Annotated in this window: 24 protein-coding genes; 10 read left to right on the top strand and 14 right to left on the bottom strand. The window is 47.6% G+C overall.

The window, feature by feature from the left end; all coding sequences use genetic code 11:
- Positions 1 to 228 precede the first annotated feature (228 nt).
- Both SPB21_RS28320 and SPB21_RS28315 read right to left on the bottom strand, forming a co-directional pair.
- Positions 229 to 1,224, bottom strand: a complete 996-nt coding sequence (locus tag SPB21_RS28320) for a pentapeptide repeat-containing protein (protein ID WP_006518223.1) — start codon at positions 1,222 to 1,224, stop codon at positions 229 to 231.
- Positions 1,217 to 3,010: an adenylate/guanylate cyclase domain-containing protein gene (locus tag SPB21_RS28315; protein ID WP_499868359.1), complete on the bottom strand. Its 1,794-nt coding sequence runs from the start codon at positions 3,008 to 3,010 to the stop codon at positions 1,217 to 1,219. The genes SPB21_RS28320 and SPB21_RS28315 overlap by 8 nt, the downstream gene beginning before the upstream one ends.
- 608 nt (positions 3,011 to 3,618) lie before the next feature.
- Here SPB21_RS28315 and SPB21_RS28310 point away from each other — a divergent pair.
- A complete protein-coding gene (locus tag SPB21_RS28310) occupies positions 3,619 to 4,356 on the top strand; it encodes a leucine-rich repeat domain-containing protein (RefSeq protein WP_499868357.1) in 738 nt (245 codons plus the stop codon).
- Positions 4,357 to 4,487: 131 nt separating this feature from the next.
- Here SPB21_RS28310 and SPB21_RS28305 read toward each other — a convergent pair whose 3' ends face one another.
- Positions 4,488 to 5,654 (bottom strand): 1-acyl-sn-glycerol-3-phosphate acyltransferase, encoded by a 1,167-nt coding sequence (locus SPB21_RS28305; protein ID WP_499868355.1) that lies wholly within the window; start codon positions 5,652 to 5,654, stop codon positions 4,488 to 4,490.
- A gap of 441 nt (positions 5,655 to 6,095) precedes the next feature.
- On the opposite strand from SPB21_RS28305, the gene SPB21_RS28300 reads away from it, so the two are divergent.
- Complete coding sequence (locus SPB21_RS28300; RefSeq protein WP_163660614.1) at positions 6,096 to 6,887, top strand: SGNH/GDSL hydrolase family protein; 792 nt, start codon at positions 6,096 to 6,098, stop codon at positions 6,885 to 6,887.
- A 113-nt stretch (positions 6,888 to 7,000) separates the two neighbouring features.
- Here SPB21_RS28300 and SPB21_RS28295 read toward each other — a convergent pair whose 3' ends face one another.
- Positions 7,001 to 7,468 carry a porin family protein gene (locus SPB21_RS28295; RefSeq protein ID WP_163660612.1) on the bottom strand — a complete coding sequence of 156 codons (468 nt, stop codon included), beginning with the start codon at positions 7,466 to 7,468 and terminating at the stop codon, positions 7,001 to 7,003.
- 336 nt (positions 7,469 to 7,804) lie between these two features.
- Between SPB21_RS28295 and SPB21_RS28290 the strand changes: the two genes are divergently transcribed.
- The 4 genes from SPB21_RS28290 (at position 7,805) to SPB21_RS28275 (ending at position 10,774) form a co-directional block, all read left to right on the top strand.
- Positions 7,805 to 8,203 (top strand): DUF4399 domain-containing protein, encoded by a 399-nt coding sequence (locus SPB21_RS28290; protein WP_250564805.1) that lies wholly within the window; start codon positions 7,805 to 7,807, stop codon positions 8,201 to 8,203.
- Positions 8,204 to 8,253: 50 nt separating this feature from the next.
- Positions 8,254 to 9,537 carry an adenosylmethionine--8-amino-7-oxononanoate transaminase gene (gene bioA, locus SPB21_RS28285; RefSeq protein ID WP_499868354.1) on the top strand — a complete coding sequence of 428 codons (1,284 nt, stop codon included), beginning with the start codon at positions 8,254 to 8,256 and terminating at the stop codon, positions 9,535 to 9,537.
- Between the two features lie 75 nt (positions 9,538 to 9,612).
- The gene (locus SPB21_RS28280) at positions 9,613 to 10,431 is read left to right on the top strand and encodes a TolB-like translocation protein (protein ID WP_499868352.1); all 819 of its coding nucleotides are present in this window, start codon (positions 9,613 to 9,615) and stop codon (positions 10,429 to 10,431) included.
- A 154-nt stretch (positions 10,432 to 10,585) separates the two neighbouring features.
- The gene (locus SPB21_RS28275) at positions 10,586 to 10,774 is read left to right on the top strand and encodes a hypothetical protein (protein WP_499062090.1); all 189 of its coding nucleotides are present in this window, start codon (positions 10,586 to 10,588) and stop codon (positions 10,772 to 10,774) included.
- A gap of 56 nt (positions 10,775 to 10,830) precedes the next feature.
- Here the strand turns inward: SPB21_RS28275 and SPB21_RS28270 are convergent, their stop codons facing one another.
- The 6 genes from SPB21_RS28270 to radC form a co-directional block, all read right to left on the bottom strand.
- Positions 10,831 to 12,684 (bottom strand): pentapeptide repeat-containing protein, encoded by a 1,854-nt coding sequence (locus SPB21_RS28270; protein ID WP_499868351.1) that lies wholly within the window; start codon positions 12,682 to 12,684, stop codon positions 10,831 to 10,833.
- A gap of 313 nt (positions 12,685 to 12,997) precedes the next feature.
- Positions 12,998 to 13,420, bottom strand: coding sequence for a hypothetical protein (locus SPB21_RS28265; protein ID WP_499868350.1), 423 nt, complete (start codon positions 13,418 to 13,420; stop codon positions 12,998 to 13,000).
- Between the two features lie 122 nt (positions 13,421 to 13,542).
- Positions 13,543 to 13,752, bottom strand: a complete 210-nt coding sequence (locus SPB21_RS28260; RefSeq protein WP_348917889.1) for a hypothetical protein — start codon at positions 13,750 to 13,752, stop codon at positions 13,543 to 13,545.
- 258 nt (positions 13,753 to 14,010) lie between these two features.
- Entirely contained in the window at positions 14,011 to 15,690 is a 1,680-nt protein-coding gene (locus SPB21_RS28255; RefSeq protein WP_490794385.1) for a SulP family inorganic anion transporter, read from the bottom strand.
- A gap of 91 nt (positions 15,691 to 15,781) precedes the next feature.
- Positions 15,782 to 16,345: a sodium-dependent bicarbonate transport family permease gene (locus SPB21_RS28250; RefSeq protein WP_499868348.1), complete on the bottom strand. Its 564-nt coding sequence runs from the start codon at positions 16,343 to 16,345 to the stop codon at positions 15,782 to 15,784.
- A 191-nt stretch (positions 16,346 to 16,536) separates the two neighbouring features.
- Positions 16,537 to 17,304 (bottom strand): RadC family protein, encoded by a 768-nt coding sequence (radC, locus tag SPB21_RS28245; RefSeq protein WP_163660594.1) that lies wholly within the window; start codon positions 17,302 to 17,304, stop codon positions 16,537 to 16,539.
- 141 nt (positions 17,305 to 17,445) lie between these two features.
- Here radC and SPB21_RS28240 point away from each other — a divergent pair, with 141 nt between their 5' ends.
- On the top strand, positions 17,446 to 17,871 hold the full coding sequence (locus tag SPB21_RS28240) for a DUF1824 family protein (protein WP_163660592.1): 426 nt from the start codon (positions 17,446 to 17,448) through the stop codon (positions 17,869 to 17,871).
- Positions 17,872 to 18,016: 145 nt separating this feature from the next.
- Here SPB21_RS28240 and SPB21_RS28235 read toward each other — a convergent pair whose 3' ends face one another.
- The gene (locus SPB21_RS28235) at positions 18,017 to 18,715 is read right to left on the bottom strand and encodes a response regulator transcription factor (protein ID WP_163660590.1); all 699 of its coding nucleotides are present in this window, start codon (positions 18,713 to 18,715) and stop codon (positions 18,017 to 18,019) included.
- Between the two features lie 514 nt (positions 18,716 to 19,229).
- On the opposite strand from SPB21_RS28235, the gene SPB21_RS28230 reads away from it, so the two are divergent.
- Positions 19,230 to 19,871 (top strand): peroxiredoxin, encoded by a 642-nt coding sequence (locus SPB21_RS28230; RefSeq protein ID WP_006518239.1) that lies wholly within the window; start codon positions 19,230 to 19,232, stop codon positions 19,869 to 19,871.
- Positions 19,872 to 19,898: 27 nt separating this feature from the next.
- Here the strand turns inward: SPB21_RS28230 and SPB21_RS28225 are convergent, their stop codons facing one another.
- On the bottom strand, positions 19,899 to 21,215 hold the full coding sequence (locus SPB21_RS28225; RefSeq protein ID WP_499868346.1) for an ATP-binding protein: 1,317 nt from the start codon (positions 21,213 to 21,215) through the stop codon (positions 19,899 to 19,901).
- Positions 21,216 to 21,372: 157 nt separating this feature from the next.
- Here SPB21_RS28225 and SPB21_RS28220 point away from each other — a divergent pair, with 157 nt between their 5' ends.
- Together SPB21_RS28220 and SPB21_RS28215 are read left to right on the top strand one after the other, a co-directional pair.
- Complete coding sequence (locus SPB21_RS28220; RefSeq protein WP_499868344.1) at positions 21,373 to 22,329, top strand: ABC transporter substrate-binding protein; 957 nt, start codon at positions 21,373 to 21,375, stop codon at positions 22,327 to 22,329.
- A 103-nt stretch (positions 22,330 to 22,432) separates the two neighbouring features.
- Entirely contained in the window at positions 22,433 to 23,425 is a 993-nt protein-coding gene (locus SPB21_RS28215) for a cysteine synthase A (protein WP_163660582.1), read from the top strand.
- Positions 23,426 to 23,573: 148 nt separating this feature from the next.
- On the opposite strand, the gene SPB21_RS28210 is transcribed toward SPB21_RS28215, so the two are convergent.
- Positions 23,574 to 24,323 carry a COP23 domain-containing protein gene (locus SPB21_RS28210; protein ID WP_499868342.1) on the bottom strand — a complete coding sequence of 250 codons (750 nt, stop codon included), beginning with the start codon at positions 24,321 to 24,323 and terminating at the stop codon, positions 23,574 to 23,576.
- 340 nt (positions 24,324 to 24,663) lie between these two features.
- Positions 24,664 to 25,134 carry a YchJ family protein gene (locus SPB21_RS28205; protein WP_006518244.1) on the bottom strand — a complete coding sequence of 157 codons (471 nt, stop codon included), beginning with the start codon at positions 25,132 to 25,134 and terminating at the stop codon, positions 24,664 to 24,666.
- Between the last annotated feature and the right edge of the window lie 81 nt (positions 25,135 to 25,215).

The raw sequence follows: 25,215 nt of genomic DNA, 5'->3' as shown, positions 1-25,215 counted from the left end.
TGTTCTTGCCAGAACCGCCCCAGACAACAAGTTCCCGATCACACACCTCAAATTTTGACCTCAATAGCCACATTGTTCTGGCCCCCAGCCCAATAATCAACTACACGGCACATTGATCTTTGGTGCAGAAAACAATCCCCTCACAGGGTTCACCACCAAAGAGGACATTATGATGACCTCCCTAACGGGGCACTCACTTGCGGGGATGTCTAGATTAACAATTCACTATTAGCCCTGCACTTTTCCATCAGGCATAGTTGTCCCACTGAGTTTAGCGCCAGCTAAGTTCGCACTACTTAGTTCAGCCTTAAACAAAATCGCGTCAGTCAGATTCGCCTCACCTAAATTAGTGCGTCCCAAATAAGCATTAGTCAAGTCAGCCTGGGTCAGGTCAGCACCACTTAGATTAGCTCGACTCAGGTCAGAACGCAGCAACCGGGCATCAACCATAACAATCTGGAAAAGTTGAGCACCACAAAGCTTAGTATCAGTAAGATTCACGCCCTTTAGATCAGCACCAGTAAAATCGCAGCCAGATAGATTTGCCCGCTGGGCACGGGTGCGGGTCAAATTAGCATAGCGCAAATTAGCACCTTCTAACTGAGCATCTGCCAATGATGCACCCTTAAGGTTGGCACCGTTCAAGTTGGCATTGCGCAGATCAGCATCTTTGAGAAACGCCTCACTCAGGTTGGCACCACTCAGATCGACATTGGCCAGATCCGCCCCTTTCAGGTTGGCCCCGCGCAGATCCACCTGACGCAAATGGGCCCCTCGCAAAATTGTTTGCTCACTGCGCAGTTCTTGCCGCAGATTCGCCCCCCGTAAACAAGCCCCAGTTAAGTTAGCGCCGCTCAGGTCAGCATTACGGAGATCAGCGTCGGCTAAATTCACATCAAATAGATCGGCCAGGGTGAGATCAGCCCCCCGCAGGTCGGCCCCCTGTAAACTCGCGCCATGCAAATTAGCATCACTCAGGTTGGTATAAATCAGATTCGCCTGATTCAGATTGACGCCGCTCAGGTTGGCATGGCTAAGGTTCGCCTGCTGCATATTCACCCGGCTCAAATAGGCAAACATCAGATCCGTACGTTCTAGATCAGCTTTCGAAAAGTTCGCGCCGATCAGATCCACTTTTGGCATCTGTAAATTCGCTAGGCACAGACCACTAAAGTCCTTTTGGCCACTGTTATAACAGGCTAATAGTTCAGCAGCATTATCCATAGGATGCAGGCCTCATTGAGGTAACAGCAGACACAGCAGCTCTAGCACTATCGACAGGGATTACCACTTCGTCTGGTTCAGCGTAATAGGGTTTAATAGCATTCAAAATAGCAGTGACAACGGGCTCATTGTCATCGGTGTCTTCTAAACAGTGAACAATAATAGATAATTTACTTTCCAAGTCTTGGAATGAAGAACAATAGTTGAAAACTTCTCGTAAAAAGTCTTCTAAGGTTTTACTACGTAGCAATGACCACTCTTGTGAACTTCCGGTAAAGGGACTGTAAAGGGTGGAATGCAGCAAGATTTTAGCCCGTAGCGGGTTGCAATATTTGATGATATCGAGCCTGAGCTCAAACAAATCGGCCCGGTCTTTCACCTGGGCCACCTCCATAGAAGGTCCTTCTAAAGACTTCGCTGAATAGGCGACGGTATTTTCAGGATGAATACCAACCGGCAGATCCCCAAAACAGGTTTCTGGACTATCGGTGTCGTTGGCGGTGGGGAACCCCGGTGTTGACATCGGGATCAGCTCAGTTTGAGCACTATAAAGGGGATGAAAGGCCTTAAAAATAATATTTACAATTTTGGTGTATTTAGTTTTGCGATTTAGATGGTGCAATAAATGACGTAACCGATATTTAAGATCGTTGGGTGTTGGTGTCAGCTGATACAGCTGCTGTATCAAAATCGCCGTATCCGCTTGCTCAATTTTACGGATATCCGTTTCCCAAACTTTATGGCACAGACAATATAAAACTTTTTTTATCCGGATAATCTGGGAATCTCGCTCTAGCTCATCCGCCACCTGTTGATAGCGATCCTTAGATTCCTCTACACTTTCTTCTGCCGCATCCTCAGCTTCTTCTGGCTCCCCACCAGGAAGTAAACTGGCCGCCCGTTCTATATATAACGGCGTAATGGCCTGCAAAATTACCTCAGCCACATCAGAGTAGACCTCTTTATGGTTGAGGGTAGCCACAATGCGGTAAAGACTCGCACGGCAATGCTCCACTGACGGATTGCGCTGCACCAATGCGTCAATCAGATGCTGCAATGAAAACTGATCCAGAACGGTAGTGTCGTTTTCCCATAGGTTTTGACAGGTACCAAAAATCAGTTTTTTGATCCGCAGATGATCGGGATGGTCACCTAGACTTTGTAAAGCCTGATCAATTGGGCTCTCAAAGGCATAACCTTCAAACCCTTCAGCAAAAAATGGTCGGGTCATCTCCGCATCAGACACCTCCAGCTCAATGACTGGCCGTAGCTGATAAGCAGGGACTGATTCTTGAATATTTTTAAGATTTAGCGGGCCAAGAAATGTCGCATCTAAATCTAGGCGACTTTTGACGACATCATAGACCACCTGAGAAACACAGATTTCACCAGGAGCGGCAAAGCTTTCTAAACGAGCCGCAATGTTGACGCCATTCCCCATAACGTCGGAATTGTTTATGTACACATCGCCTAGATGAATGCCAATGCGATGGTCAAAGCTATCCCGCTTGCTATCCCCGCGCAGTTTTTTTTGAATATTCAGTGCACAAGCCACGGCCTGAGCTGCGCTAAAAAAGCACATCAATAGACCATCGCCAGTTGATTTAAGCACCTGACCCTTAAACACATTGCACAGTCCGGCAATCTGCTTAAGATCTCGATTAATAATCGCCAGTGCCCGTTCTTCATCAGAGGACATCTGGGCACTAAACCCAACAGCGTCTGTTACCACAATTGCGGCAAGGACACGCTGCTGGGTTTGAAGCGATGGCTGCGCTCCTTCCATAGAAAACCTGACTGACAAGACTACCTGATATTAAGATTACCCTGGTCCTATAGGGACTTCCGCACATCATGAAGTAATGAATACGGAATTTGCGGAAGAATTTATCGGGCCTTTTTATATCGTCGTATTAAAATACGTAATTACCGATAGACCCTCACCCTACCTAATCTCATAGCAAGATAAACTTTATTCCCCACCATTGATGGGACAATCTTGCGACCGGATCCTAGATGCCATACTTCATTCTCTCCTATGATAGCGATTCTGTCATGTGATGGTGGTTACGAAATGACCAAACCACTCATTATTGCAAGTCATACAGGGGGCAAAACCCTATGTAATTTTCGATACTTTCTAAAATGAGAACAATAGCACTGAAGAAGATCGTTTTGATTGTTCCCATTTTAGTTTCTGAATTTGAATTCTTTTGATTGCTTTAGACCAAAGAGAGTTCTTTGATACGTTTAAGAAATTACCGGGATAAAAAAGACGAGATATCTGCTTGAGTATTCTAAAATCTGCGAAATATGAATGGTTATTAAAGATTAATGACTATTGGGAGAAATTAATGGTCCAATGCTGGTGAGTCTAGTGCCCAAAAGGTAATTATGCCCAAACTCAACCATTTGGCAATGCATTTACTAGCTGGCGCAGCTACCGTCTGGTGCACTGCAGCCATTACACCAGTTGCAACCTATGGAATAGAACTGCCTCAACCCACATTTGCTGACTTGTGCGAAGCATTTCAAGGGGGGGCAGGCGAGTGGAGTAGTGCCCTATACAGCCGCCCTTATTCCTGGCAAACGGTGGAAGCTTTGATGTCGGCATTGGGCATTAGCAACTGTAATGTAGCCGCACAGCAGCTGGCTGCGATGGAGGTTTTACGGGGGGCACAGATACAGAGGAACTACGTACCAGACAACGGTTTGATGGTAGATTTTCCGACGGGTGTGGATTTGCATATAATTGCGATCGCAACCCCCAATCTCACTGCTCTCAACCTGAGCGGGCACGTCATTGGCGACTTAGCCCCCATTGCTCAGCTCACTCAGCTGCAAACCCTACGTCTTGCCAACACTCAGCTACAGGACATTACTGCCCTCACCGCCCTAGGGCAACTCACTACCCTAGATATTAGCTACAACCAAATCGACAATATCGCACCTGTGGCTGAGATCCCCACCATTCGCTCCCTCAATGTTGGTTACAACCCCTTTACAGATATTAGTCCCATCGGTGCAATTCTCACCCCCGCCGTAGAAGGAGAATGGCAGCTGCTCGACCTCAGCGGCATTGATATTGACGATCACACCTGTCCCGACAATCTGGGTGACATCTGTGGATGAAGCGAGGCAAAAGAAACTCGCTGTTTTGTTATTAATCTGTTTAGATAATAGCAAAACAGGAAACAAAAGAGAGAGAAAATTGCCCATCACAACGAATATTTTGTAAGGGCTAGCACAAGGCACAGTCCCTACTACACAGCTAAATTGTCTTGCACAGCTGTGCGTAACTGTTCTGTGAGCCGAGTCACGGTTCCTGCCTTATCAGCTCGAAACTCCTTGACGTAATCTTTTAGATTAATCGGTTCACCGACTCGGAAAACAGCCTGGCGATGAGCCTTAGGCTGAATATGTTCAACCTGATACACCTCTCGTTCTAAACGCATCAATGTGTCTAGAAACCTCTCCGGAGTAGGCTTAGCCGCAACATAACCATCATAAATGGCATCAAAATTCAGCAATCTTACCGTCGTCCAATAGAGGGCATCCCCTTCAGCAACCGTTTTCGGTTCTTCTGCCTCTAATAATGCCTGGATCCGATAAACTCGTTCTCGAATCGGTGCTCCATTGGATTCTAGATCCAGCTGCTGTTCACACTGACTGATGACATGATTCCGCAAACGGCTGATCCGTTGATTCCAGTCTTGATCCGGTTCCCTAGTTAAGCCAAATTCTGTTTCTATACGTGTGATGATCAAGGATGCGATCGCAAGTAACCGCTGATAAAAATCCTGGGGATCTTCAGATACTAAACCGAGTTCGTCCTCCAGACCCTGTAATGTCTCCTGGATAACTGACGTCATCGGCTGAGTATAGCGATACTTCAGCGAAATCGGCACAACATACAAATCCGCATCAGGGGTCTTCTTCATCAGCTGCGCGATTACCTGCATCGGCATTTGGATTGCCCCCGACCGAAACGGCATCACCGTATCATTTTGATAAGAGCAGCCACCTTCTGGAAAAATCACCACCTGCGCCCCAGGTTCCCTTAACAGACTCAGCGTCTGAGCAATGCTAGCCCTATCCCCCAATCCCCGACGAATAGAGTAACAGCCCATCCATTGTAAAAATGGTCCCTGCAGCCCTTTGAACGACTCCCGAGCCACAATATAGTGCCACAGTTGGCCTACCCGTGCCGCCAGGCTAAATAGCACCATACCGTCTTCCATAGTGGGATGATTACACACATAAACCACCCGTGCGCCATCCAATGCCCGCAGTTTAGCTACATCGTCATCGGACACCACTAATCCGCATCGGTACAACCGCTGTAGCACCAGATATGACACACTCTGCACCAACCGAATCAGTAACGGTTTAGGTTTAGGTGGAAAGAATAACGCAGTCTCAGCAACCATAAAGCAAACGGTGAATAGACCCAACAGTCATATATGGTTATGCCTTGCCTCAGGGTTAAATGGCAACAGTTGCCGTTTAAACACAGCGGCCTCAAACTGAAAATTTCGGATGAGACAACTGAGTACTGAATAGTGAACTAGTCATGAGTAGTTCACCTGATATGACTACCAGAAAACTCACTTCTGACAAACTATCCATATACACCCTTATCAATAGTTAAATCTTGACGCCGTATCTAACCGCCTAAGTACAACACCTTAGCCTTACAAAATTTTGCCAAAGATTTAAAGCAGGCAAAAAGCATCTCCCCATAACTCATTCAGGGTGTTAGCGATAACGTTACATACTGTAGCTTGGAACAAATTATGTTGGACCATTAGTCATCAAGGTTTATTACAGTGTCCTTCTAGATCAAACAAATTTATACCGCAAACGGCCCTATGAAAATGGTCAAGGTTAGCTCACTGCTGCTGTATTTGGGGATCCCTCTTGTAGGTGCTTCAGTAGCGCTCAATTTTTTCCTATACGGACAACTCACAAAATACTACGTTGAACTCAATCAAGTTCGTTTAGATCCGCTGGGCCTTAGCTACTATAAACCAAACTCTAACTTGAATGACAAGGGAGACAATAAACGAGTCATTATTTTCGGAGACTCTAGAGCTGCTGATTGGCCTACCCCTCAAATTAAGGGATATGAATTTGTCAACCGTGGTGTTGGCGGCCAAACCTCTGCACAAACAAGTCAACGATTCGATTTTCATTTAGGAGATTTAGAACCAGACATTGTTGTCATTCAAGTAGGCATAAATGATCTCAAAGCCATTCCACTGATGCCCGATGAACGCAATGTCATCATCGATCTTTGCCGCGCTAATATTCGACAAATAACAGAAGATGCTAAGGCATTGGGAGCCACGGTCATCATATCCACTATTCTTCCAGTGGGAGAAGTGCCGCTTGTACGCAAACCCGTTTGGTCAGATGACATAGCCCAGGCCATTTATGAGGTCAACGGATATATTGACTCCTTGCAAAGTGATAAAGTACTGGTGTTTGATGGGTTTTCAGCCATTGCCGATGAAAAAGGCATGATTCCCAAAGATTTCGGCAAAGATGAGTTACACCTCAATGCCCAGGGATATACTGTCTTAAATGAGGCATTTTCTGAGTTTTTTGACACTGCAACATTTCCCAATAACACAGAGATTGCGGAAGCAGACAACATTTAAGAATATCCTTGGTGTTGGTAACAGCCCCGCCGTGGCAGGGCTGTTTTGTTGAGATGGGGAGCTACCCTGATGTCATAACCTTGCTTTAAAATCTTCAGCCTAGGAGATTTTAGTTAAAAGCTATATCCAACACCAGCGATGAAGTCAACATCATCGTCACCATCCTGGAATGGAGACCACACAACAGAGCCATTAACCAACCATTTGTCATTAACACGATAGTCTGCTCCACCGGTCACAGCAGCTTCAATGGAGCTATCATCACCTAGCTCACCATTGATACCAGCACCTAGGAAGGGATTAAGGCGACCAGCGGGATCAAGAGAATTGAAATCATAGGTGATGGGCAGTACATAGGCCACATCTTCGCCATCATCAAAGTCAAAGTCAGTGCTGACAGCGGGACGGACAGAAAGATTATCAGAAAGAGAGAGTTTACCGTTAACAACAAATCCTTCGTCACCGCCACCAATCCCGACATAGTTATAGTCAGGTGCTTCTTGAGCAAATGCGGTGAGGGGAGCTGCAGCAAGAACAGCAGCCGTTAGCCCCAGCGTGCAAAGAATACGATTGAACATCATGGTTGAATTCCTCGAAACGTTTTATGGCAGACGGGCTAGTTTTCCATGGGTATTTAGTACCAGAGATTACTGAACCTCGCTTGCATGGTCTTGTTGTATCGTTTAGTCCCTAGGAACGCGTAAAAACAGAGGACACTTTTTCTGGGTGGACTATAATTTTAACGCTATAACCACTGAAAAATCATTCATTAGAACTGTGACAGTTAGGGATATGACCGTGGTGGCAACGCAACGGCTTACCATAGATAATGTTTGTGATAATGTTTGTTTCCGAGTGTGTTATTCATGGTGATTTGTCTTCGGTATAGCCTTGCCCTTGCCGCCCTATGGCTGACTATGCTAGTCGGCCCATTTGTACATCCAGTTTATGCAGCAGACCTCTCCCCTGCACCCGAATCTGCCGCCGCTTATATTATTTCTCCCAGCAATGGTGATACGGTCGCAGCACCCTTCACCGTGCGGTTTGGCCTGTCGGGCATGGGAATTGCCCCTGCCGGGATAGATCGTCCCAATACAGGTCATCATCATTTACTCGTCGATGTCGATGAGCTACCTCCTCTAACAGAGCCATTGCAAGGTTCTGAACAAGTTCTCCATTATGGTGCCGGTCAAACCGAAACTCAGCTGACCCTGGAACCGGGCAAACACACTTTACAGTTGGTACTGGGCAACTATAGTCATATTCCCCACGAAAAACCCGTTATCTCAGAGAAAATCACAGTCACTGTTGAATAACTAGTGCTTAGCCCATAGCGTCAGCGGTTCCCCCCCCAATCCAAACACCTATGCAATCCTTACCCACGGACCAGCTACTCACCATTGACCGCCAACATGTGTGGCATCCCTACGCCGCCATGCCCAATCCGTTACCCATTTTTCCGGTCAAGTCGGCACAGGGCGTTTACATTGAGCTAGAGGGGGGACGTACCCTGGTGGATGGCATGTCCTCCTGGTGGACCTGCATTCATGGGTATAACCATCCCCGGCTTAACCAGGCCGCTCGCGATCAAATTGATTGCATGTCCCACGTGATGTTTGGCGGTCTTACCCACCAACCGGCGGTGCAACTGGCTCAGCGATTAGTGGAACTCACGCCAGAACCACTCCAGCAGGTGTTCTTCTGCGACTCTGGTTCAGTGTCTGTGGAAGTGGCCATGAAGATGGCGATTCAGTATTGGTATAACCTGGGCAAGCCTGAGAAGCATCGCTTTCTAACGGTGCGCGGCGGTTACCATGGCGATACCTTTGATGCCATGTCGGTGTGTGACCCCGTCAACGGCATGCACCATCTATTTAGCAAGGTTCTTCGACAACAGTATTTTGCCGATATTCCCCAGATTCCGTTCTGGGGACTGTGGGATGACAGCGATATTGTTAGTTTTGAACAACTTTTGGCGGAAAACCATGGACAGATCGCCGCAGCCATCTTTGAACCTGTGGTGCAGGGGGCTGGGGGCATGCGGTTTTACAGTCCCGACTATGTGCGTCGTGCCAGAGAGCTCTGTGACCAGTATGGTGTGCTGTTAATTCTGGATGAAATCGCCACAGGCTTTGGGCGTACGGGGCAGCTCTTTGCCTGCGAACATGCAAAGATTTTCCCTGACATTTTGTGTATCGGCAAGGCCATGTCCGGTGGGTTTATGTCGCTGGCGGCAACGCTCACCACACCCCACATTAGTCAGGTGTTTAGCCAGGGCGAAGCAGGGGTGTTTATGCATGGTCCTACGTTTATGGCCAATCCTTTGGCCTGTGCCGTCGCCTTAGAGAATCTTGCCATTTTAGACAGCTACGATTGGCAAGCCAAAATCCAGACAATCGAGGCACAGCTGAAGCAAGAGCTAGCCCCCTGCCGGGCATCATCCTTAGTCAAAGACGTGCGGGTGTTAGGAGCCATTGGCGTTGTCGAATTGCATGAACCGGTGGATATGGCTGTAATTCAGCCACAGGTAGTAGAGCACGGTGTATGGCTACGCCCCTTTGGTAAACTTATATACACGATGCCGCCTTATATCATTGAGCCTGCCGAGTTGAGTTGCATCACCCAGGCAATAGTTGAACTGACTCGTTAATGTTGTGGTGAGCAGTCGCATTTACTACGGCTAAAATTCATCGTCACAATTCCTATCCAGGATAGGCTTGTCATCATGATGCGCTTTACTTCAATCAGTCTGCTGACTGTTAGTTTGCTCAGCCTGCTTATAGGATGTAGCCCTCGGGAAACGATTAGATCAGGTGCGATCGCACCTGAAGCATCCACACCTCAAACCATCTCAGAGTCCATCTCGAAGACGTTTGAGCTAGATCCAGGTCGCTATTGCTACTTATTAAACAACGGCATGCTCGCGACGTATTTGCGTCTAACCCTCGACAACCATCAGATTAGCGGCGATGTGCGCTCATCGGTTCAAACCGAAGCAGCAAGCGGTTCAACAACCTATGCCCAAGTGTTTTCAGGTTCACTAATCGCAGACACATCCATAGTCGACGTTACCACCTGGATTGACAAGGACGTCAAAGACACCCGTGATACCTGGATATTAACCAGCAATACACTGCAAACCAAAGACAACGTCCTCAATCTAACGGACTGTGAACTGGTTGATCCGGCCTTCCAAGATCACAATGGTCTTGAAGCCAAGGACCTGCTGGCCGGAGCGAATAATGCCAGAACCGAACGGATTGAGTTCGACCCTGGCCAACGCTATGTCATTGCTAGCAATAGGGTAGTGCGAGGGGACCGGGATATTTATCTGTTCAACGCTAACGGTGGTCAGCAGATGAGTATCAGCCTCCAGGCCACAGGAAATAACGCTGCTTTTGATATCATTTCCCCCAGCGGTTACATCCTGGCATTTAGCGCCAATAATGAGACGGTTTTCTTACCTCACACCGGCGATTACCAAGTAGTTGTCGGCGGCATCTCTAGCGATGCTTCCTATAATCTGACCCTCAGTCTTCAGTAGATGTTATGAACTATGTGCACCAAGCTATATAAAGCAGAAACGGCTTTTAATTAAGTTTTGCAACAACCTGGTCGTAAAGTCTAACTAACCACCGATAGGTCATTGCGGTTGCTTGCGGGCACCGAATTGACCTTGTTTGTTTGGAAATCTGCCCATGGGTGGTCTGTTACGGAACCTGGCATGCGCCACAATCATTGTCCCCAATTGTCTGATGGCAGATGCCGTTGCCCAACCACTGATTATAAGAATGGATTGGCCATGTCAGGAACTTTCAGTAGAGCGTTCGTTTCAGCCAGCTCCCCCCGGTGTGCCCCAAAGACGACTCAGCGGTGGGACACGATAGTAGCCGTTGGCGAAGAAGACTATCCCGGCGAATTGCGAAGCAGCACCGCATGCAGACTATGACAATGGTAATACGCCAGAAATTTGTCCCGCACTAATGGATATCAGCACGCAGGCCATCTGTTCTAATTCGATTCTTTCAAGGGTGCGCATAAAGTCGGTGGGGCACTTTTGGAATAAGTAGCCAACTGCGATCAGACGACAGTTAAAAGTCATCTGAGGATTAACTAGCAGAGCTTTAGCAGTATCGGTAGCCTTACTGATTAAAACCAGCAGTTTTTGACAGTAGGCATGCCAAAATGCGACCCGAAATGCAGGTTGTTGTCGGTACTTGTTGACCTGTCTAGGATCAATCATCAGAGCATCGCTTACTTCTGTGAGGGTCATACCAAACAGCAACAGATGAATAATCTCGCTCTGTAAAACAGGTACATGAGGGGGCCCTTGGTAGTCAACAGTTGCGAAAAAACAGCCTAACCACCATTTTATAAGCCATAGACGATACTTTGAAGAGATCTGAGCATCAGTAGTCAGATTTTGCAATATGGTTAGCAATCTCCCGACAAAATCCAGCATTTTCTTGAGAAAGGCTCGCCAAAAGGCTGTGCGAAAGGTTGACTGCCGTTGGTAAAGGTTGACCTGACCCCGATCAAGCTGCATCACTTTGGTAATTCTCGATGGAGACATACCAGATAACAACATTTCAATAATTTTGGCTTGAACAGGTTCCACGTTCTTGAAAGCCTTTAGCTTACAAGTCCTTGTTTTCAGAGCCTTTTTCCTGAGGGCATCTATGATATGAGCCGGATGTTTGTCATAACCGTTAAGTTCTATGTTTTGCCCCGTCGTGGTCAAACTATTCAACAAGGACGTATTGTCTATCCGATATTTGGGCCCCTGCTGACTATTGGCCATCGTGGTCAACACGCCCATTAGGGTGGCTTTATCCCGACGCTCCATGTTGATACTATGACGGGCCATGCTAAAAGGATATCCTTGCGATCGCAATCGCCGCTTATACTGTGCATCCAGTGTATGCATTTCAACCATGTACTGCTCTTTTGCCCGACTTTCAATCACAGCAGCATCGGTATCAGGAGCCATGGCTAAACGAACAACAAAAGCACCACCTTGCTTTTTTTCAATCGATTGGATACAGAGATTAGCATCAACATATTCTTGGCAAAGCGTTTGGAAAGCCTGGGAAAACGCTTGCCAGTCAATACGCCCCTGAAAAACAAGATCAATCACACGTGTAGTTTGCTGAAAGCCCCTAGCAAACTCACCAGGCTTGAAATTTCTTGTCTTGGGATGTCGCTCTTTTGGCACATCTTTGAGATAGATATGATCACAAATAACCCCTTCCAAGATCGTCGCACCATTGGAAGTCCAGTCTTGTATACAGGCACCGGTAAGCATTGCCTTGGCAAATACAGTACCCAACACTTGCGTCTGCATCAAAGCAGCACCACTCAAATTGGCACTGCTCAAATTGGCACTGCTCAAGTTAGCCCTACATAGATTCGCACCACTCAGATTCGCACCACTTAGACTCGCACCACTTAGATCCACGTCAGGTAAATGCGCCTTGGTTAGATTGGCCCCTCGCAGATCGGTTCTGGCTAGGTTAACACCCCGTAACCTGGCTTTACGTAGTTTTGCACCGCTTAAGTCAGCCTCCGATAGATGAGCCTGAGTCAGATCAGCTTTATACAAATTAGCACCGCTTAACTCCGCTTTATCTAGCTGCACTCTATGGAGCTTGGCACCGCTGAAATTCACTCCACTCAATTGAGCCGCCAATAAGGTTGCACCACTTAGATCAGGCACTATTCCAGGATTATTTAATCTCCACTGATTCCATCGCTGTACACCCTGATGTAGCCGTTCTAAATGCTGTAGATTAGCCACAACGACACCCTCAATCAATCACCTAATGCTACCCAAGCTGTGATTCAGCATTATCTAGGAGTTATTGAAAGTATAGCGAGCCCCAAGGACAAGAGATCTACGACCCATAGCCAATCATCATGCCTTGCAATCAAGGATGTCATTCATACAGATGTCGATTTTTACAGACATCTCTGGCCGTAACACAGCGCTAAAGTCAAATTCTAAGGAGAACTATTCAAGACCTAACAACCTTCTCTCTGCCACAAATATAGGTCCTGAATAGTTGATCGAGTCAGTCTTCTCTCAAACGTTCCAGATACGAGAATGATAGCTATTTCAGCACCGTATCTAAGATCTCTCTAGCTGGCTGAGCTTTTTCCAGGGCAGTTTGGTAGTCACTGTAGATGCGCACCAATTTAGAAAGGCCACTGACACCTGTCTTTAACTGATCTAATTCATCTCCCGACAGCAATTCTCCATCCAGCATCCGCACAATTAAAGGTTTGATATCGCCCACTTCTTGGCGCGACTTCTGTAGCTTATCCACTGTGGTCATTAACGTTTTGAGGGCGCTGAAGATCGTGTCCAAGTTTCCAGTATCTACAGCGGGTGCAGCTTCAGGAGCTGCTGCTTTAGCAGGATCTGCTGCTTTAGCAGAATCTGCTGCTTTAGCGGGAGTTGCTGCTTTGGTTGGGGCAGTATCCACGGCTTCAGAAGCAGCAGTGGACGTTTTACTCGCATCGCGTGGTGCCATGGGTCTCTCAGGTAAGAACAGCACCTAGTTTAGGTGCTTTCCGCCGATATGGATACGGATGTTATGAGATACGATCACTAAAACTTACTTAAGGTTCCATTGACAAGGCTAAATTGGCCGTCCTAGGTACATAGACGAGCCTTATCAGCCGATACATTGGCCTGTTTAATCTGCCGATAGCCTAAGCTGTCGTTAGCGCAGTTTTGCTCAAATTCATAAAAGAGAGCGGGTATTTTTTGAAGATAGTTGCGATCGCTAAACGACCCAATTAAATCCGCCATCCGACCTAAATCTGCCAAACCTGAAATATCCGAGATCGAGCATGCTTGCATAAAAAGACTTTCCAAACAAGCAACAACGTGACGTATATATAATCCTTCAAACGTCCGATGTTTAAACTAGGCACAGGGATTCAGCACGCTCAGAAAGCATCATTTTCATGCGTTCCAAGGATACGTTGGGGGATATCAATGAAATATCATCAATGCCCCCAACGTACTAACCATGAGTTAAGACCGTTGTGCACTGAGAATGAACTAATTATGAGAGATCTGTCATTTATCCCCCCAGGAGACCCCAGTCTGACTCACCTAAACCTCTGCATGGGGAGCATAGTCACGAATCAGCTCTATCGAGCGCTCTAGGGCAATAATGCGCTCGGTAACCTGATGGGTTGGAGGCAGCTTCTGCAAAATTTCTAACCGTTCAAGCCTGTGGGCAACTTGGCCATGGGCACCTACCAAAAATACCTCTCGCCGTTTAGCCAAGGAATCTTTAATCATGGTTTCAATCGCCAGCAAAGCCGTTACTCCTAATCTAGGGACAGTGCTCAAATCTAGAATCAGGATTTCATAATTTTCTACGATAGCCATGCGCCGAGCGATGGATTTGGCCGCGCCAAAACTCATGGGACCGCTGAGATGGAACATGAGTACTCGTCCCTTAGCAGCTTCTAGCAGGGAGCGTTCTTCAGGGGTGAGCCAGTTTTCATTATCCCCATGGGTCACTGCCCGCATATCCTGTACCTGAATATCGGTAATTGCTTGAATGGTCAGCAGATTGGCTAAAAATACCCCAACGGCCACAGCCGTAATCAGGTCCACAAAAACCGTGAGTCCCATGACCAGATACATCAAGCTTGCCCCCTTTGTAGACAGGCGATGGGCTCGCTTCAAAAAGCCCCAGTCAATGATGTCAATCCCGACTTTGATCAAAATTCCTGCCAATACAGCATGGGGAATTGGTTCAGTCAAAGAACCAGCCTTAAGCACGATTGCCGCTAGCACAAGGGCATGAATCATGCCCGAAAGATTAGTTTTACCCCCCGTCTGCACATTGATCACGGTACGCATAGTAGCTCCAGCTCCGGGTAAACCACCGAACAAGCCAGCCACACAATTACCAATACCTTGACCAATTAGCTCACGGTCAGAATCATGTTGGGTGCGTGTAATACTATCGGCTACCAAGGAGGTGAGCAGTGAATCTAACGCTCCCAGTACAGCCAGCATAATGCTGTACCCCAGCATGTCCTTCATAGCCCCCCAAGAGAAGTAGGGCATATGCAGGCTAGGCAAGCCCGAAGGAATATCACCAATGCGAGGAATACCGCTATTGGGGAAGAATCTCACTGATAGATAGGTGCAAAGAACCAGGGCAATCAGAGGCGCTGGCAAGATGCGATTCAGCTTTGGCGGGGCAGCAAACACAATCGCTAGAGTCAGCAACCCCAGCCCGGCAGCAACAGGATTGATAGTACTAAAAACAGTTGGATACAGCAGAATTGAATCAACAACACCACCTTGCCCGACAGCCCCAAACAGAGGACCAATTTGAATCAGGATAATAATCACCCCCACCCCTGACATAAACCCAGAGATAACGGTGTAGGGCATGAAAGTAATGTATTTTCCTAATCTCAAAAGCCCCATCAAAATTTGAAACAGACCACCCAACATAACCACCGTAAAGGCCATGGCGAGACCGGCCTCTGGGTACTTAGCCGTCAGTGCCGCAAAGGTAGATGCCATGACTACCGTCATTGGGCCTGTAGGCCCCGAGACCTGGGAAGGAGTACCCCCAAACAGAGCAGCTAAAAAGCCAACAAACATGGCTCCATATAGCCCAGCAATGGGTCCTGCTCCAGAAGCAACACCAAAGGCCAGAGCTAAAGGTAAGGCAACAACCGCTGCCGTGACACCACCAAATAAGTCTCCCCGCAGATTCTTGAAATTGAGACTTGGCAGTAGAACAGATGGAGACAATGCCATGATCGATATCTAACTCCAAACGTTTTGAATTAAATGAAAGTAAATAGAAATGCCGGTATTGAAGGGGAAAAATCACTGGCAACTAGCTTCACTAACAAACTACCCACCAACAAAAAGGCCAAACCATTCGGGCAGGACTCCTGAAACATTCTCCCCAATCAAGTGTGTCTTGCAAACTCTTATCCTTGAGTCGATTGACAAACACTCTCACCGATAAAAGACCCATAATCATTGCTGGTGATGACATCAACGCTAAAGTAGCTACCAGATAATTGCCAACGCCAACATTTACTGGAGAGAGAAACGAACTAGCGGTTACAAACGTTACCGCACAGAGAAAGTTATCGATTGCTGCAATCACTGAAGCATTGTAGAGATCAAGCTTTAGCCGTAAAATAAAGAAAGAATAAACAGAGACGACAGCAACCACCACCACAGTTGACCTTAAGGCTATAACCACCTCAGAACTCAAACCGCTTTCGTAGAATCCGTCCCCCCCATTAAAGCTGATGGCAAATAATAAATACACAAAGAACAGCGTGGAGATCGACTGAGGGATCTCTAAGTCTGACTTGAGAAACACAGCTGTCAGGCCAATAACGAAAAACAAGACAGGTGAGTTTAAAACATTCGAAAGAATCAAGCTAGAGTCCATAGCTCACTTTAGTAAAGTGCGGCGACCGATAGCAGCTGTGTGTCAAGTAAATTCAAACCTATCATCGAATGTGAAGCAGAGTATTGAAGAATACTTTTAGGTAATTATTTACGAATATTTATTGAGTTATACGTAGCCAATGGGGTTTAAATACTCCATGATCACTTCCACAAGTTGTTGTGCCGCCAAGCTTATTCAGCCTGCGTATTCCATAGCTCTGTAGTTTGTCGTAGACTTACAAAGTCTCCATTTCCTAAAATTAGGTGATCTAACAGAGGAATCCCTAAAATATTTGCTCCTTCCAGCAACTGGCGGGTCAACGCTAAGTCAGCATCACTGGGCTCAAGAATACCGGAGGGATGATTATGGGCGACAATCACACGGGTAGCCCCTTGTTTAATGACTTCACGAAAAATCTCTCTTGGGTGGGCTAGGGTTTCAGTGGCAGTACCGAGAGAAATAATTTTGGTGCCCAGGAGTCGATGTTTAACATCGAGCAGTGCGATCGCAAATCTCTCTTGCGATTGCCACATTAAATCTTGACTGAGGGCAGCAGCAGCTACGGCGGGATCATCCACTATTGTGCGATCAGCAGGACGATTTTGCAAAACTCGCTTTCCCAGTTCTAATGCGGCTAAGATGGCAGCAGCTTTCGCCTCTCCGACACCGGATATGGTCATCAGCTCCTGCGGTGTAACAGTTCGTAAAGCATCCAGGGCTGTGGCACTATCCTGGGCAAGTTGATTGAGAATACATTGACCGAGATTCACAGCTGATAGCTTATGACCACGGCTAACCCCTGTGCCCAGCAAAATCGCCAGCAGTTCAGCCAACGTTAAATTTTTAGCACCATAGGCCATCAATCGCTCGCGGGGACGTTGCTCCGTCGGCATATCTTTAACCCGCAGATTGTAGCGTTTGTGAATCTGTTCTTGGCTGCGATCGCAGGTAAGTGTCATAGATAGAGGTGCAATGGCATAATAATCACCGCACTGTTTTCTAAGGCAGCGCGGCATCATGATTTAGTGAGCCCATCAGCCCGCCTAAGAGCGACCTTATCACCACGAAATCATAGCGAAGCCTACATTTACTCAGACGCTATGCTAAACCTCACCCCGTCACCCACCAACCTTAAAAAAGTCCGCCAGCAGTTAGCGCAATTTAGCTGTTTGGCAGTTCCCCCCCAGCTGTCTAAAGCGCAGAAGCGTGATCTCATTAATGCTCTGCTATGGTTTAGCGATTTAGCTGACTACGAAACCCTGGGTGTATGTACCGATACCCTGGCCGAAGGCAAAGCAGCAACCGAAGCCTATGTCGGTCGCCTCAGCCGTCCCATCAATTTAGACTTGCCTGAACGAGACGGTGCTATTTACCTGAAGTTCAATACCCTCAAAGGCGCTTGGTATCTAGATGACTATGGGGGGCCAAATCGCGGCGTTTTGGTCTCCTTCCACGCTAGTGAGCCCGAGTATGACCTGGTTAATGGCACCTATGGACCTTTTCCATTGGACTTATTTGATGAATGATCGTTAGTCGATGCACAAGGGAGCGGTTAACAATCAACCAGCCTCCAGTGGGGGCGTACCGACGTACGCCCTTCAAGATGTCAGCACATATCCACCATGCACTCGATTGGATGCACAGCAGCAGTGCATCCTTACAAAGCGAGACCTACGTAGTTACCAACCCATGCTCTAGGGCAAATCGGACTAGCTCTGTACGGCTATTAGTACCGGTCTTACCAAATAAACGACTGACGTACTTTTCGACGTTGCGGACTGTGGTGCCCAGACGACTCGCAATCTCCTTATTCATGAGGCCTTCTGCCACCAGGTTTAATACATCCTGTTCGCGGGGCGTCAGATCAATACGAATCGGCGATGTTTTTTGAGGGATCGTTCCTCGCTGTGTGAGCAGAGCCTTAATTTCCTCAATTTGGCGGGCCATAGCAGCGATATCAGGCACGGTTCCAGCTTCTGGCGTACGTGCGGCCTGGCGTTCGATCAGATTACTGACCATGGCCACCAGCTCTTCTGGATCAAACGGTTTGGATAGGTAGGCATCACAGCCAGCGTTGTAGCCCTGGATGCGATCGCTAGTCATCCCACGGGCTGTCAGAAAAATTACCGGTAGCGATTTGTAGCGAGGATCTTCACGCACCTGCTTAAGAAATGCATAGCCATCCACCTCAGGCATCATAATGTCTGAGATCAGCACATCCGGGGGTTCCTGCTGCAATAGCTCTAGTCCTTCAGTGGCATTGCTGGCCGTGCGCACCTGAAAGTCACTGTCTTCTAAATAGGCTTGAACCGCCTCACGCAAGCCGGGCTCATCATCTACCAACAGGACTCGTTTAGCTGCCTCTGCCATGGCTTTTCCTTTGATGCTACAGTTCCTAAGCTTAATCGGAATTGGGCACTCTCATCATATGTAGTCCCCAACTCTGGGAAATACTATCTTCCCACTTCACTATTGACCATCGTTTGTGCAAAGTTCGTCAAAATTCCATTCGTTTGGCTCAGGGTCACGACACCTGGACAGCCCCACAAAACCAGGATGCGATCGCTGTCATTTAAGAAGAACTGATATCAAGTCCTGACATTTATCAGTAAATTACCAATGGCAACATTGGGGCATAAGACTCCTTGTAGACCTATATTCAGAACTCACACAGCAGTCTGTGCAAGGTTAAAAAATATACATATTTGCCCGTAGACAACTGCTGCAATTGATACCATTTGGGTCCTTTCACGATAGGATGATTAAGAATCATCTAAACTCCGACCGGAATACCGGGGTTTATGAGATTCTTAGCGCAACTAGCCTAATCACATGGCTTTAATGCAAGCGTTGTTGATGTAAGGAAATATCAGGAAATTCGGTTATGGCTCTTCAACTAGGGGATCAGGTCCCAGATTTTACCCAGAAATCTTCCGCTGGGGATATCAATTTCTATGAATGGGCTGGCGACAGCTGGGTCGTTCTTTTCTCTCACCCTGCTGACTACACTCCCGTTTGCACCACTGAACTAGGTACTGTAGCCAAGTATCGAGCTGAGTTTGACAAGCGCAACGTTAAAACTATCGCCCTCAGCGTTGACGGTGTAGAATCTCACCAGGGTTGGATTGGTGACATCAACGCAACCCAGAGCACTAGCGTTGACTATCCCATCTTGGCTGACGAAGACAAGAAAGTGTCTGAGCTATATGGGATGATTCACCCCAACTCCAGCACTGGTAACACCTTGACTGTACGCTCCGTATTTGTCATTGATCCCAACAAGAAGCTACGTCTCACCATTACTTACCCAGCTAGCACTGGCCGTAACTTTGATGAGATTCTACGGGTCATTGACTCCCTACAGTTGACTGACTACCACAAGGTTGCCACCCCTGCTAACTGGCAAGATGGTGGCGACTGTGTCGTTGTACCTTCAATCTCTACTGAAGATGCGAAGCAGCAGTTTCCCAAGGGGGTTACAGAACTCAAGCCTTATTTGCGTATGACTCCCCAGCCTAACAAGTAGGCAATAACATCCACTCTGCTGGAACCATCAAGGATGCTCCACTGGGGCATCCTTTTTTCGTGCCATAGTACAGGAACATTGCTTCACGGGAATTGCAATTGTAAATGTTGTCCCTGTGGCATCGCTGGACTCACAGGTTAACTGGCCATGGTGCCGTTCATGAATGATCTGATAACTAATGGACAGCCCCATACCCGTCCCCTTGCCCACCGGCTTAGTCGTGAAAAAAGGATCAAACAGCCGTGCCTGAATATGAGGTGGAATGCCTGGTCCACCGTTATGAATAGCAACAATTGCCTGCTGCTGCTCTAACCGAGTCGAAATCTTAATTTCCAGGGGTGTAGCATTGTGGTCAATGGTCTCCTCTAACGCATCAATAGCATTGGTCAAGAGATTCATAAAAACTTGATTGAGCTGTCCTGCGTAACATTCAATGGCAGGTAGATCACCATACTGTTTTTGAACAACGATGCCAGAACGTTGGTTATTAGCCTTAAATCGATGCTCTAAAATCATCAACGTGCTGTTAATGCCATCATGGAGATTAACAGTTTTCATTTCCGCCTCGTCCATGCGCGAAAATGTGCGTAGTGACGATACAATTGCTCGAATGCGCTCAGCCCCCACTTGCATAGAGGCTAATACTTTAGGTAGATCAGCAGAGAGAAAATCAAAATCGATCTCATCTAGCATAGCTTGCACACTAGCCGTAGGCTGGGTATGCCCAGACCGATAGGCATCAATCAGATCCATGAGTTCCTCTGTGTAGGATTGGGCATGGCGAATATTGCCATAGATGAAATTAACGGGGTTATTAATTTCATGGGCAACTCCAGCCATTAGTTGCCCTAAGCTGGACATTTTTTCATTCTGCACCAGCTGTAGCTGGGTTTGCTGTAATTCTTGTAAGGCATCTGCCAAAGCCTCAGGACCAACGGCGGCAGACTGCTCATAACATTGGGTCACATCCTGGCATTCGGTCAAAATTAACCGATTGCCTGGCAGCAATGAAATCAAAGATTTGCGAACGAAAATTGTGCTGGCGCGCCGTGAGTATCGCGTTGTGAATTCAATACAGTCTCCGTGGCGAATGACCTGGGCATCTGCCTGGGCAAAGTCTGCGATTTGGGCCAGGGGCAAGAGCTCTCGATCGGTCTGAGGAAGCTGGGTCCTCACCTCTCTGATCGGATCGTGCTCCCACAGGCGATAGCTGGCATCATTGGCATAGAGCCATTTTCCCTTAAGGGTTTTAAGGTGAATCGCTGTGCTCAAATGGTTGAATAGCGTTGTCCATAACTGATGGCTATTCGCCAGGGTTTCAAAGGTTGCGCTGCCTTGAACCATCAACTTTTCCTACTTCATACCCACGGGTTTAGATTGCCCGGATTGTCGATGACCAAAACTCAAAATTGGGCAATGCCCCCTTTGTTTTAGATGTGGTTGAGGGTAAATGTCTTTACGATGTAAAGCGGCCAGGTAATTGTTATGGAGAGAGATAGGAGTGCTATCGCGTCGCCTTTTTTTGCAAGCTGGGCTCGGACTAATTCCCTGGCGCAGGACACAGCCATTGACCATGCAGCTCGACTGGCGACTCAATGCTCAATTTGCTGGACTCTGTGTAGCAGAAGCCCATGGAGAGTATCGCCGCCAGGGACTGGCCGTCACCCTAAAGCCGGCACCGCCTAATCTGGATGTGGTGAAAACAGTGGCTTCACAGCCCCATACCCTTGGCTGTGCTGAGGAGTCGCTGATTTTAGCAGCCCAGGCTCAGGGAGTGGATGTGGTTGCGATCGCAACCATGCTCCAAGCATCTCCGTTAGCCCTCATGAGTCTGCCCCAAAAAGGCCTCAGCCAGCTCCAACAGCTACCCGGCAAACGCGTTGGCGTCCATAGCGACGGGCGCAAAGCCTTAGAACAGGTTCTATCCCAAAATCATATCCCTTCAGACCCAATCGATATTGTCACCATTCCCTATCGCAATAAGCATCAGCGTCTAATCAATGGCGAATTCGATGCTGTCCAATGCTATGCCCTGGATGAACCCCTAGATTTTGCCCGTCGTCTGGGCCAATCACCAACAGTGTTGACCTTCCATGACTACGGGTTCGATGCTTACAGCCAAGTAATTTTTGCCCCTACCCAGTTAGTCGCCAAGCACCCCCAAACCATAAAACGCTTTTTGACCGCCACGTTTGCAGGCTGGCACTGGGCCATCAATCATCCCGAACAAACCGCCCGTCTGTTGGTAGAGCAATACGTTGAACCAAACTACCAAGATCTTGATTATCAAACCCAATCCCTCAAGATTATTGCCAACTATATACAAAACAGTAACCAGACTATCGGCACCCTCAATGCAACACGGTGGCAGCACTCTGCTCAGCAACTTGCCCAGGCCGGTTTAATTGATACACTGCCACCGTTAACCACCTCCATTGACCTTAGCCTTTGGCCATAAGGCGTTACGTTTCTTTTTATTCTTTTCCACCGTTAACCACGTCCCATTCCCCATTAGGATAAAAAGACTGATTATTACCAACGTTTACTGCACGAAGGCTCCTATGGATATCAAGCAAGGTTTTGTTGGCACCGTTGGCAACACCCCGCTGATTCGGCTCAATAGCTTCTCCGACGAAACTGGCTGTGAAATCTTAGGTAAAGCTGAATTTCTTAACCCCGGTGGCTCGGTGAAAGATCGAGCGGCTCTCTTCATTATTGAAGACGCCGAAAAGAAAGGATTACTCAAACCCGGTGGCACCGTTGTTGAAGGAACGGCTGGCAATACCGGTATTGGCCTAACACACATCTGTAATGCCAAGGGCTACAGGTGCGTTATCATCATTCCCGAAACACAATCTAAAGAGAAAATTGATCTGCTCCGCACCTTAGGTGCAGAAGTACGCACGGTTCCAGCTGTTCCGTATCGCGACCCCAACAACTACGTTAAAGTATCGGGCCGTCTAGCCGAAGAAATGGACAATGCTATTTGGGCAAATCAGTTTGAAAATTTGGCCAACCGACAGGCTCATTATGAAACCACTGGCCCCGAAATCTGGCAGCAGACCGATGGCACAATTAACGCCTGGGTTGCGGCAACCGGTACCGGCGGTACCTATGCCGGTACCGCGATGTTTCTTAAAGAAAAAAATCCTGACATTAAGTGTGTAGTAGCCGACCCCATGGGCAGCGGTCTATACAGCTACGTCAAAACAGGTGAAATCCAGGCTGAAGGCAACTCTATTACCGAAGGCATCGGCAACGGTCGCGTTACCGGCAACATGGCTGGAGCCCCTGCCGATGATGCCATTCAAATTGATGACCCTGAAGCGTTGCGCGTGGTTTATCAGCTTCTGTATAAAGATGGTCTCTACATGGGTGGATCCGTAGGTATCAATGTAGGCGCAGCAGTTGCCCTGGCTAAGCAAATAGGCCCCGGACACACCATCGTCACCGTACTGTGTGATAGTGGCTCTCGCTATCAGTCAAAAATATTTAACCGAGCATGGCTAGAGACTAAAGGCCTTTGGTCCGATCAGTTACTGCCACCCTATTAGGGCAGGCTCCAATAGGGTGTGAACTATGAGCACAAAGATTATGGGCACAAAGATATAAATGGCTGGCTCAGCTAGTCAGAGTAACAACCTAATGGGGGCGACACCACGATGGTGTCACCCCCATTTATGTAACTGTGTGGACTAATACCTAACGGAAATTGTCAGGATTGAAACTGCGACCTGCCTGATTGAGATACTCACCAGTACCACCATCTGTAGGGTCTAGATAAGGCTTCAGATAAATACCGTGATGCTGCGTGGAGGAACGACCTCCCAAAATCTCATCCACCGCTCCCAAAATCTCACTATCCAAAGCCCCGACTCCGAACAAATCAGTCTCGGGCAATCTTGCACCACCTACAAAGGTATTGACTGCGTTAGTACCTGTTCCGGCATCCGCTAGGGTAATGTTAGAAAAGACAGCATCCCGTGTTGCTACTGGGTCTTGACCGGGGGGTACAGTAAAGACGATGCGGCAAGATTCTAATGATTCTTCAGTAGTCGCACACACCGTGTTGTAACCATTTTCAACATCTGTACGTAGCTCGACAAGACCGTCAGGACGATACTCCTCTAGTCGGGCACTAATAGTCTCACAACGACGTTCAGGAGTCCAGCCACCACCCATCTCTGCGGGCACAGCCCAAGGATATGCTTGACCAGGCTCACTCTTGGGACGATACATGACTGTGTACTCACCATCTTGAATCTCACAGGTAAACCGAGAGCTAACAGGTTCAGGAGCCTCTTCACCGTCATTGGCTAAAACCAAACCACCCCCCAGAGTAGGCCCCAATGTCACACTTAAGGCAAGTACGCTGACCTTAGTGATCGATAGGATATGGGAGAAGGGGAGAATTTTCAAACCTGAAATCTGAGGCATTGTCATCCAGCCCATGATTCGCTCCTTATTACCGTAAACTTAGCCGATGTCTCCTCACTGAGACTAACGTAGCGTAATGAGGAGGGTATCGAGTGAGGGCCAGTGCGTAAATTGGCTACGTAGTTTGTAGTAAACAGGTTGAGGTTAATAGTTCTTAGTTTTGAATGATGAATTATGAGAGTTGGCGTCCTTTATTTGGCCCTAACTTGCCGTAAAGCAAGTGACTTAGGAAGCAAAAATTAATTAATTTCCAAATTTTGGATGTACAGACGTTCCATGGAACGTCTCTTCAGCATTTACTTTTGGAATTTATTTATGGCTTGCTCCTTAGAACTCAAAACCCATACTTCACAATCTATTTACCGTGGCAATGTTTAAACTTCTTACCGCTCCCACACCAACAGGGTTGATTACGTTTTGGTAGTATCGGCGGCAGCATCTCACCATCTAGATAAAACCAGCGACCCTTTTCTTTGGTAAACCTGGAACGTTCATGCAGTTGGCCCCACTCTGGCTGGCTGTGAACCGCCATAAATTCCACTTGGCCAACGGTGTCATTAGCACGGCCTTTGCGGGTGCTGACCACGGTCAGGGATTGCCAAACCGTAGTCTTAATACTTTTAAGCAGGTTAATGCGATCGTCAAACGTCCGCTTGGTTGGATGATGGGTAGCGAGTAGATAATCTACATTACCCTCGCAATAGGCTGTATATCGCGATCGCATTAAAGCCTCTGCCGTAGGTGCTACATCGCCCCCTGTCAAATAGGGTTCACAGCACCTGGCATAGGCAGATCCACTTCCACAAGGGCAAAGATTTAAAGGCATTGACGGCAAGATTGAAGCATATAGCCGCCAGACTACCAGACATAGGGTTGAACAAGGCTAACCCCATACACAAACAGGTGT

It is taken from the genome of Leptothoe sp. ISB3NOV94-8A, from assembly GCF_043421595.1.
GTDB classification, from domain to species: Bacteria; Cyanobacteriota; Cyanobacteriia; order Phormidesmidales; family Phormidesmidaceae; genus Leptothoe; species Leptothoe turfae.
The sequence above is the reverse complement of the archived record's forward strand: the minus strand, read 5'-3'. Positions and strand labels throughout refer to the sequence as shown.

Coding starts and splice junctions, on each gene's coding strand:
- SPB21_RS28320 (WP_006518223.1), bottom strand. CDS start 1,224: ATGGATAATGCTGCTGAACTATTAGCCTGTTATAACAGTGGCCAAAAG.
- SPB21_RS28315 (WP_499868359.1), bottom strand. CDS start 3,010: ATGGAAGGAGCGCAGCCATCGCTTCAAACCCAGCAGCGTGTCCTTGCC.
- SPB21_RS28310 (WP_499868357.1), top strand. CDS start 3,619: ATGCCCAAACTCAACCATTTGGCAATGCATTTACTAGCTGGCGCAGCT.
- SPB21_RS28305 (WP_499868355.1), bottom strand. CDS start 5,654: ATGGTTGCTGAGACTGCGTTATTCTTTCCACCTAAACCTAAACCGTTA.
- SPB21_RS28300 (WP_163660614.1), top strand. CDS start 6,096: ATGAAAATGGTCAAGGTTAGCTCACTGCTGCTGTATTTGGGGATCCCT.
- SPB21_RS28295 (WP_163660612.1), bottom strand. CDS start 7,468: ATGATGTTCAATCGTATTCTTTGCACGCTGGGGCTAACGGCTGCTGTT.
- SPB21_RS28290 (WP_250564805.1), top strand. CDS start 7,805: ATGCTAGTCGGCCCATTTGTACATCCAGTTTATGCAGCAGACCTCTCC.
- bioA (WP_499868354.1), top strand. CDS start 8,254: ATGCAATCCTTACCCACGGACCAGCTACTCACCATTGACCGCCAACAT.
- SPB21_RS28280 (WP_499868352.1), top strand. CDS start 9,613: ATGATGCGCTTTACTTCAATCAGTCTGCTGACTGTTAGTTTGCTCAGC.
- SPB21_RS28275 (WP_499062090.1), top strand. CDS start 10,586: ATGGGTGGTCTGTTACGGAACCTGGCATGCGCCACAATCATTGTCCCC.
- SPB21_RS28265 (WP_499868350.1), bottom strand. CDS start 13,420: ATGGCACCACGCGATGCGAGTAAAACGTCCACTGCTGCTTCTGAAGCC.
- SPB21_RS28260 (WP_348917889.1), bottom strand. CDS start 13,752: ATGCAAGCATGCTCGATCTCGGATATTTCAGGTTTGGCAGATTTAGGT.
- SPB21_RS28255 (WP_490794385.1), bottom strand. CDS start 15,690: ATGGCATTGTCTCCATCTGTTCTACTGCCAAGTCTCAATTTCAAGAAT.
- SPB21_RS28250 (WP_499868348.1), bottom strand. CDS start 16,345: ATGGACTCTAGCTTGATTCTTTCGAATGTTTTAAACTCACCTGTCTTG.
- radC (WP_163660594.1), bottom strand. CDS start 17,304: ATGACACTTACCTGCGATCGCAGCCAAGAACAGATTCACAAACGCTAC.
- SPB21_RS28240 (WP_163660592.1), top strand. CDS start 17,446: ATGCTAAACCTCACCCCGTCACCCACCAACCTTAAAAAAGTCCGCCAG.
- SPB21_RS28235 (WP_163660590.1), bottom strand. CDS start 18,715: ATGGCAGAGGCAGCTAAACGAGTCCTGTTGGTAGATGATGAGCCCGGC.
- SPB21_RS28230 (WP_006518239.1), top strand. CDS start 19,230: ATGGCTCTTCAACTAGGGGATCAGGTCCCAGATTTTACCCAGAAATCT.
- SPB21_RS28225 (WP_499868346.1), bottom strand. CDS start 21,215: ATGGTTCAAGGCAGCGCAACCTTTGAAACCCTGGCGAATAGCCATCAG.
- SPB21_RS28215 (WP_163660582.1), top strand. CDS start 22,433: ATGGATATCAAGCAAGGTTTTGTTGGCACCGTTGGCAACACCCCGCTG.
- SPB21_RS28210 (WP_499868342.1), bottom strand. CDS start 24,323: ATGGGCTGGATGACAATGCCTCAGATTTCAGGTTTGAAAATTCTCCCC.
- SPB21_RS28205 (WP_006518244.1), bottom strand. CDS start 25,134: ATGCCTTTAAATCTTTGCCCTTGTGGAAGTGGATCTGCCTATGCCAGG.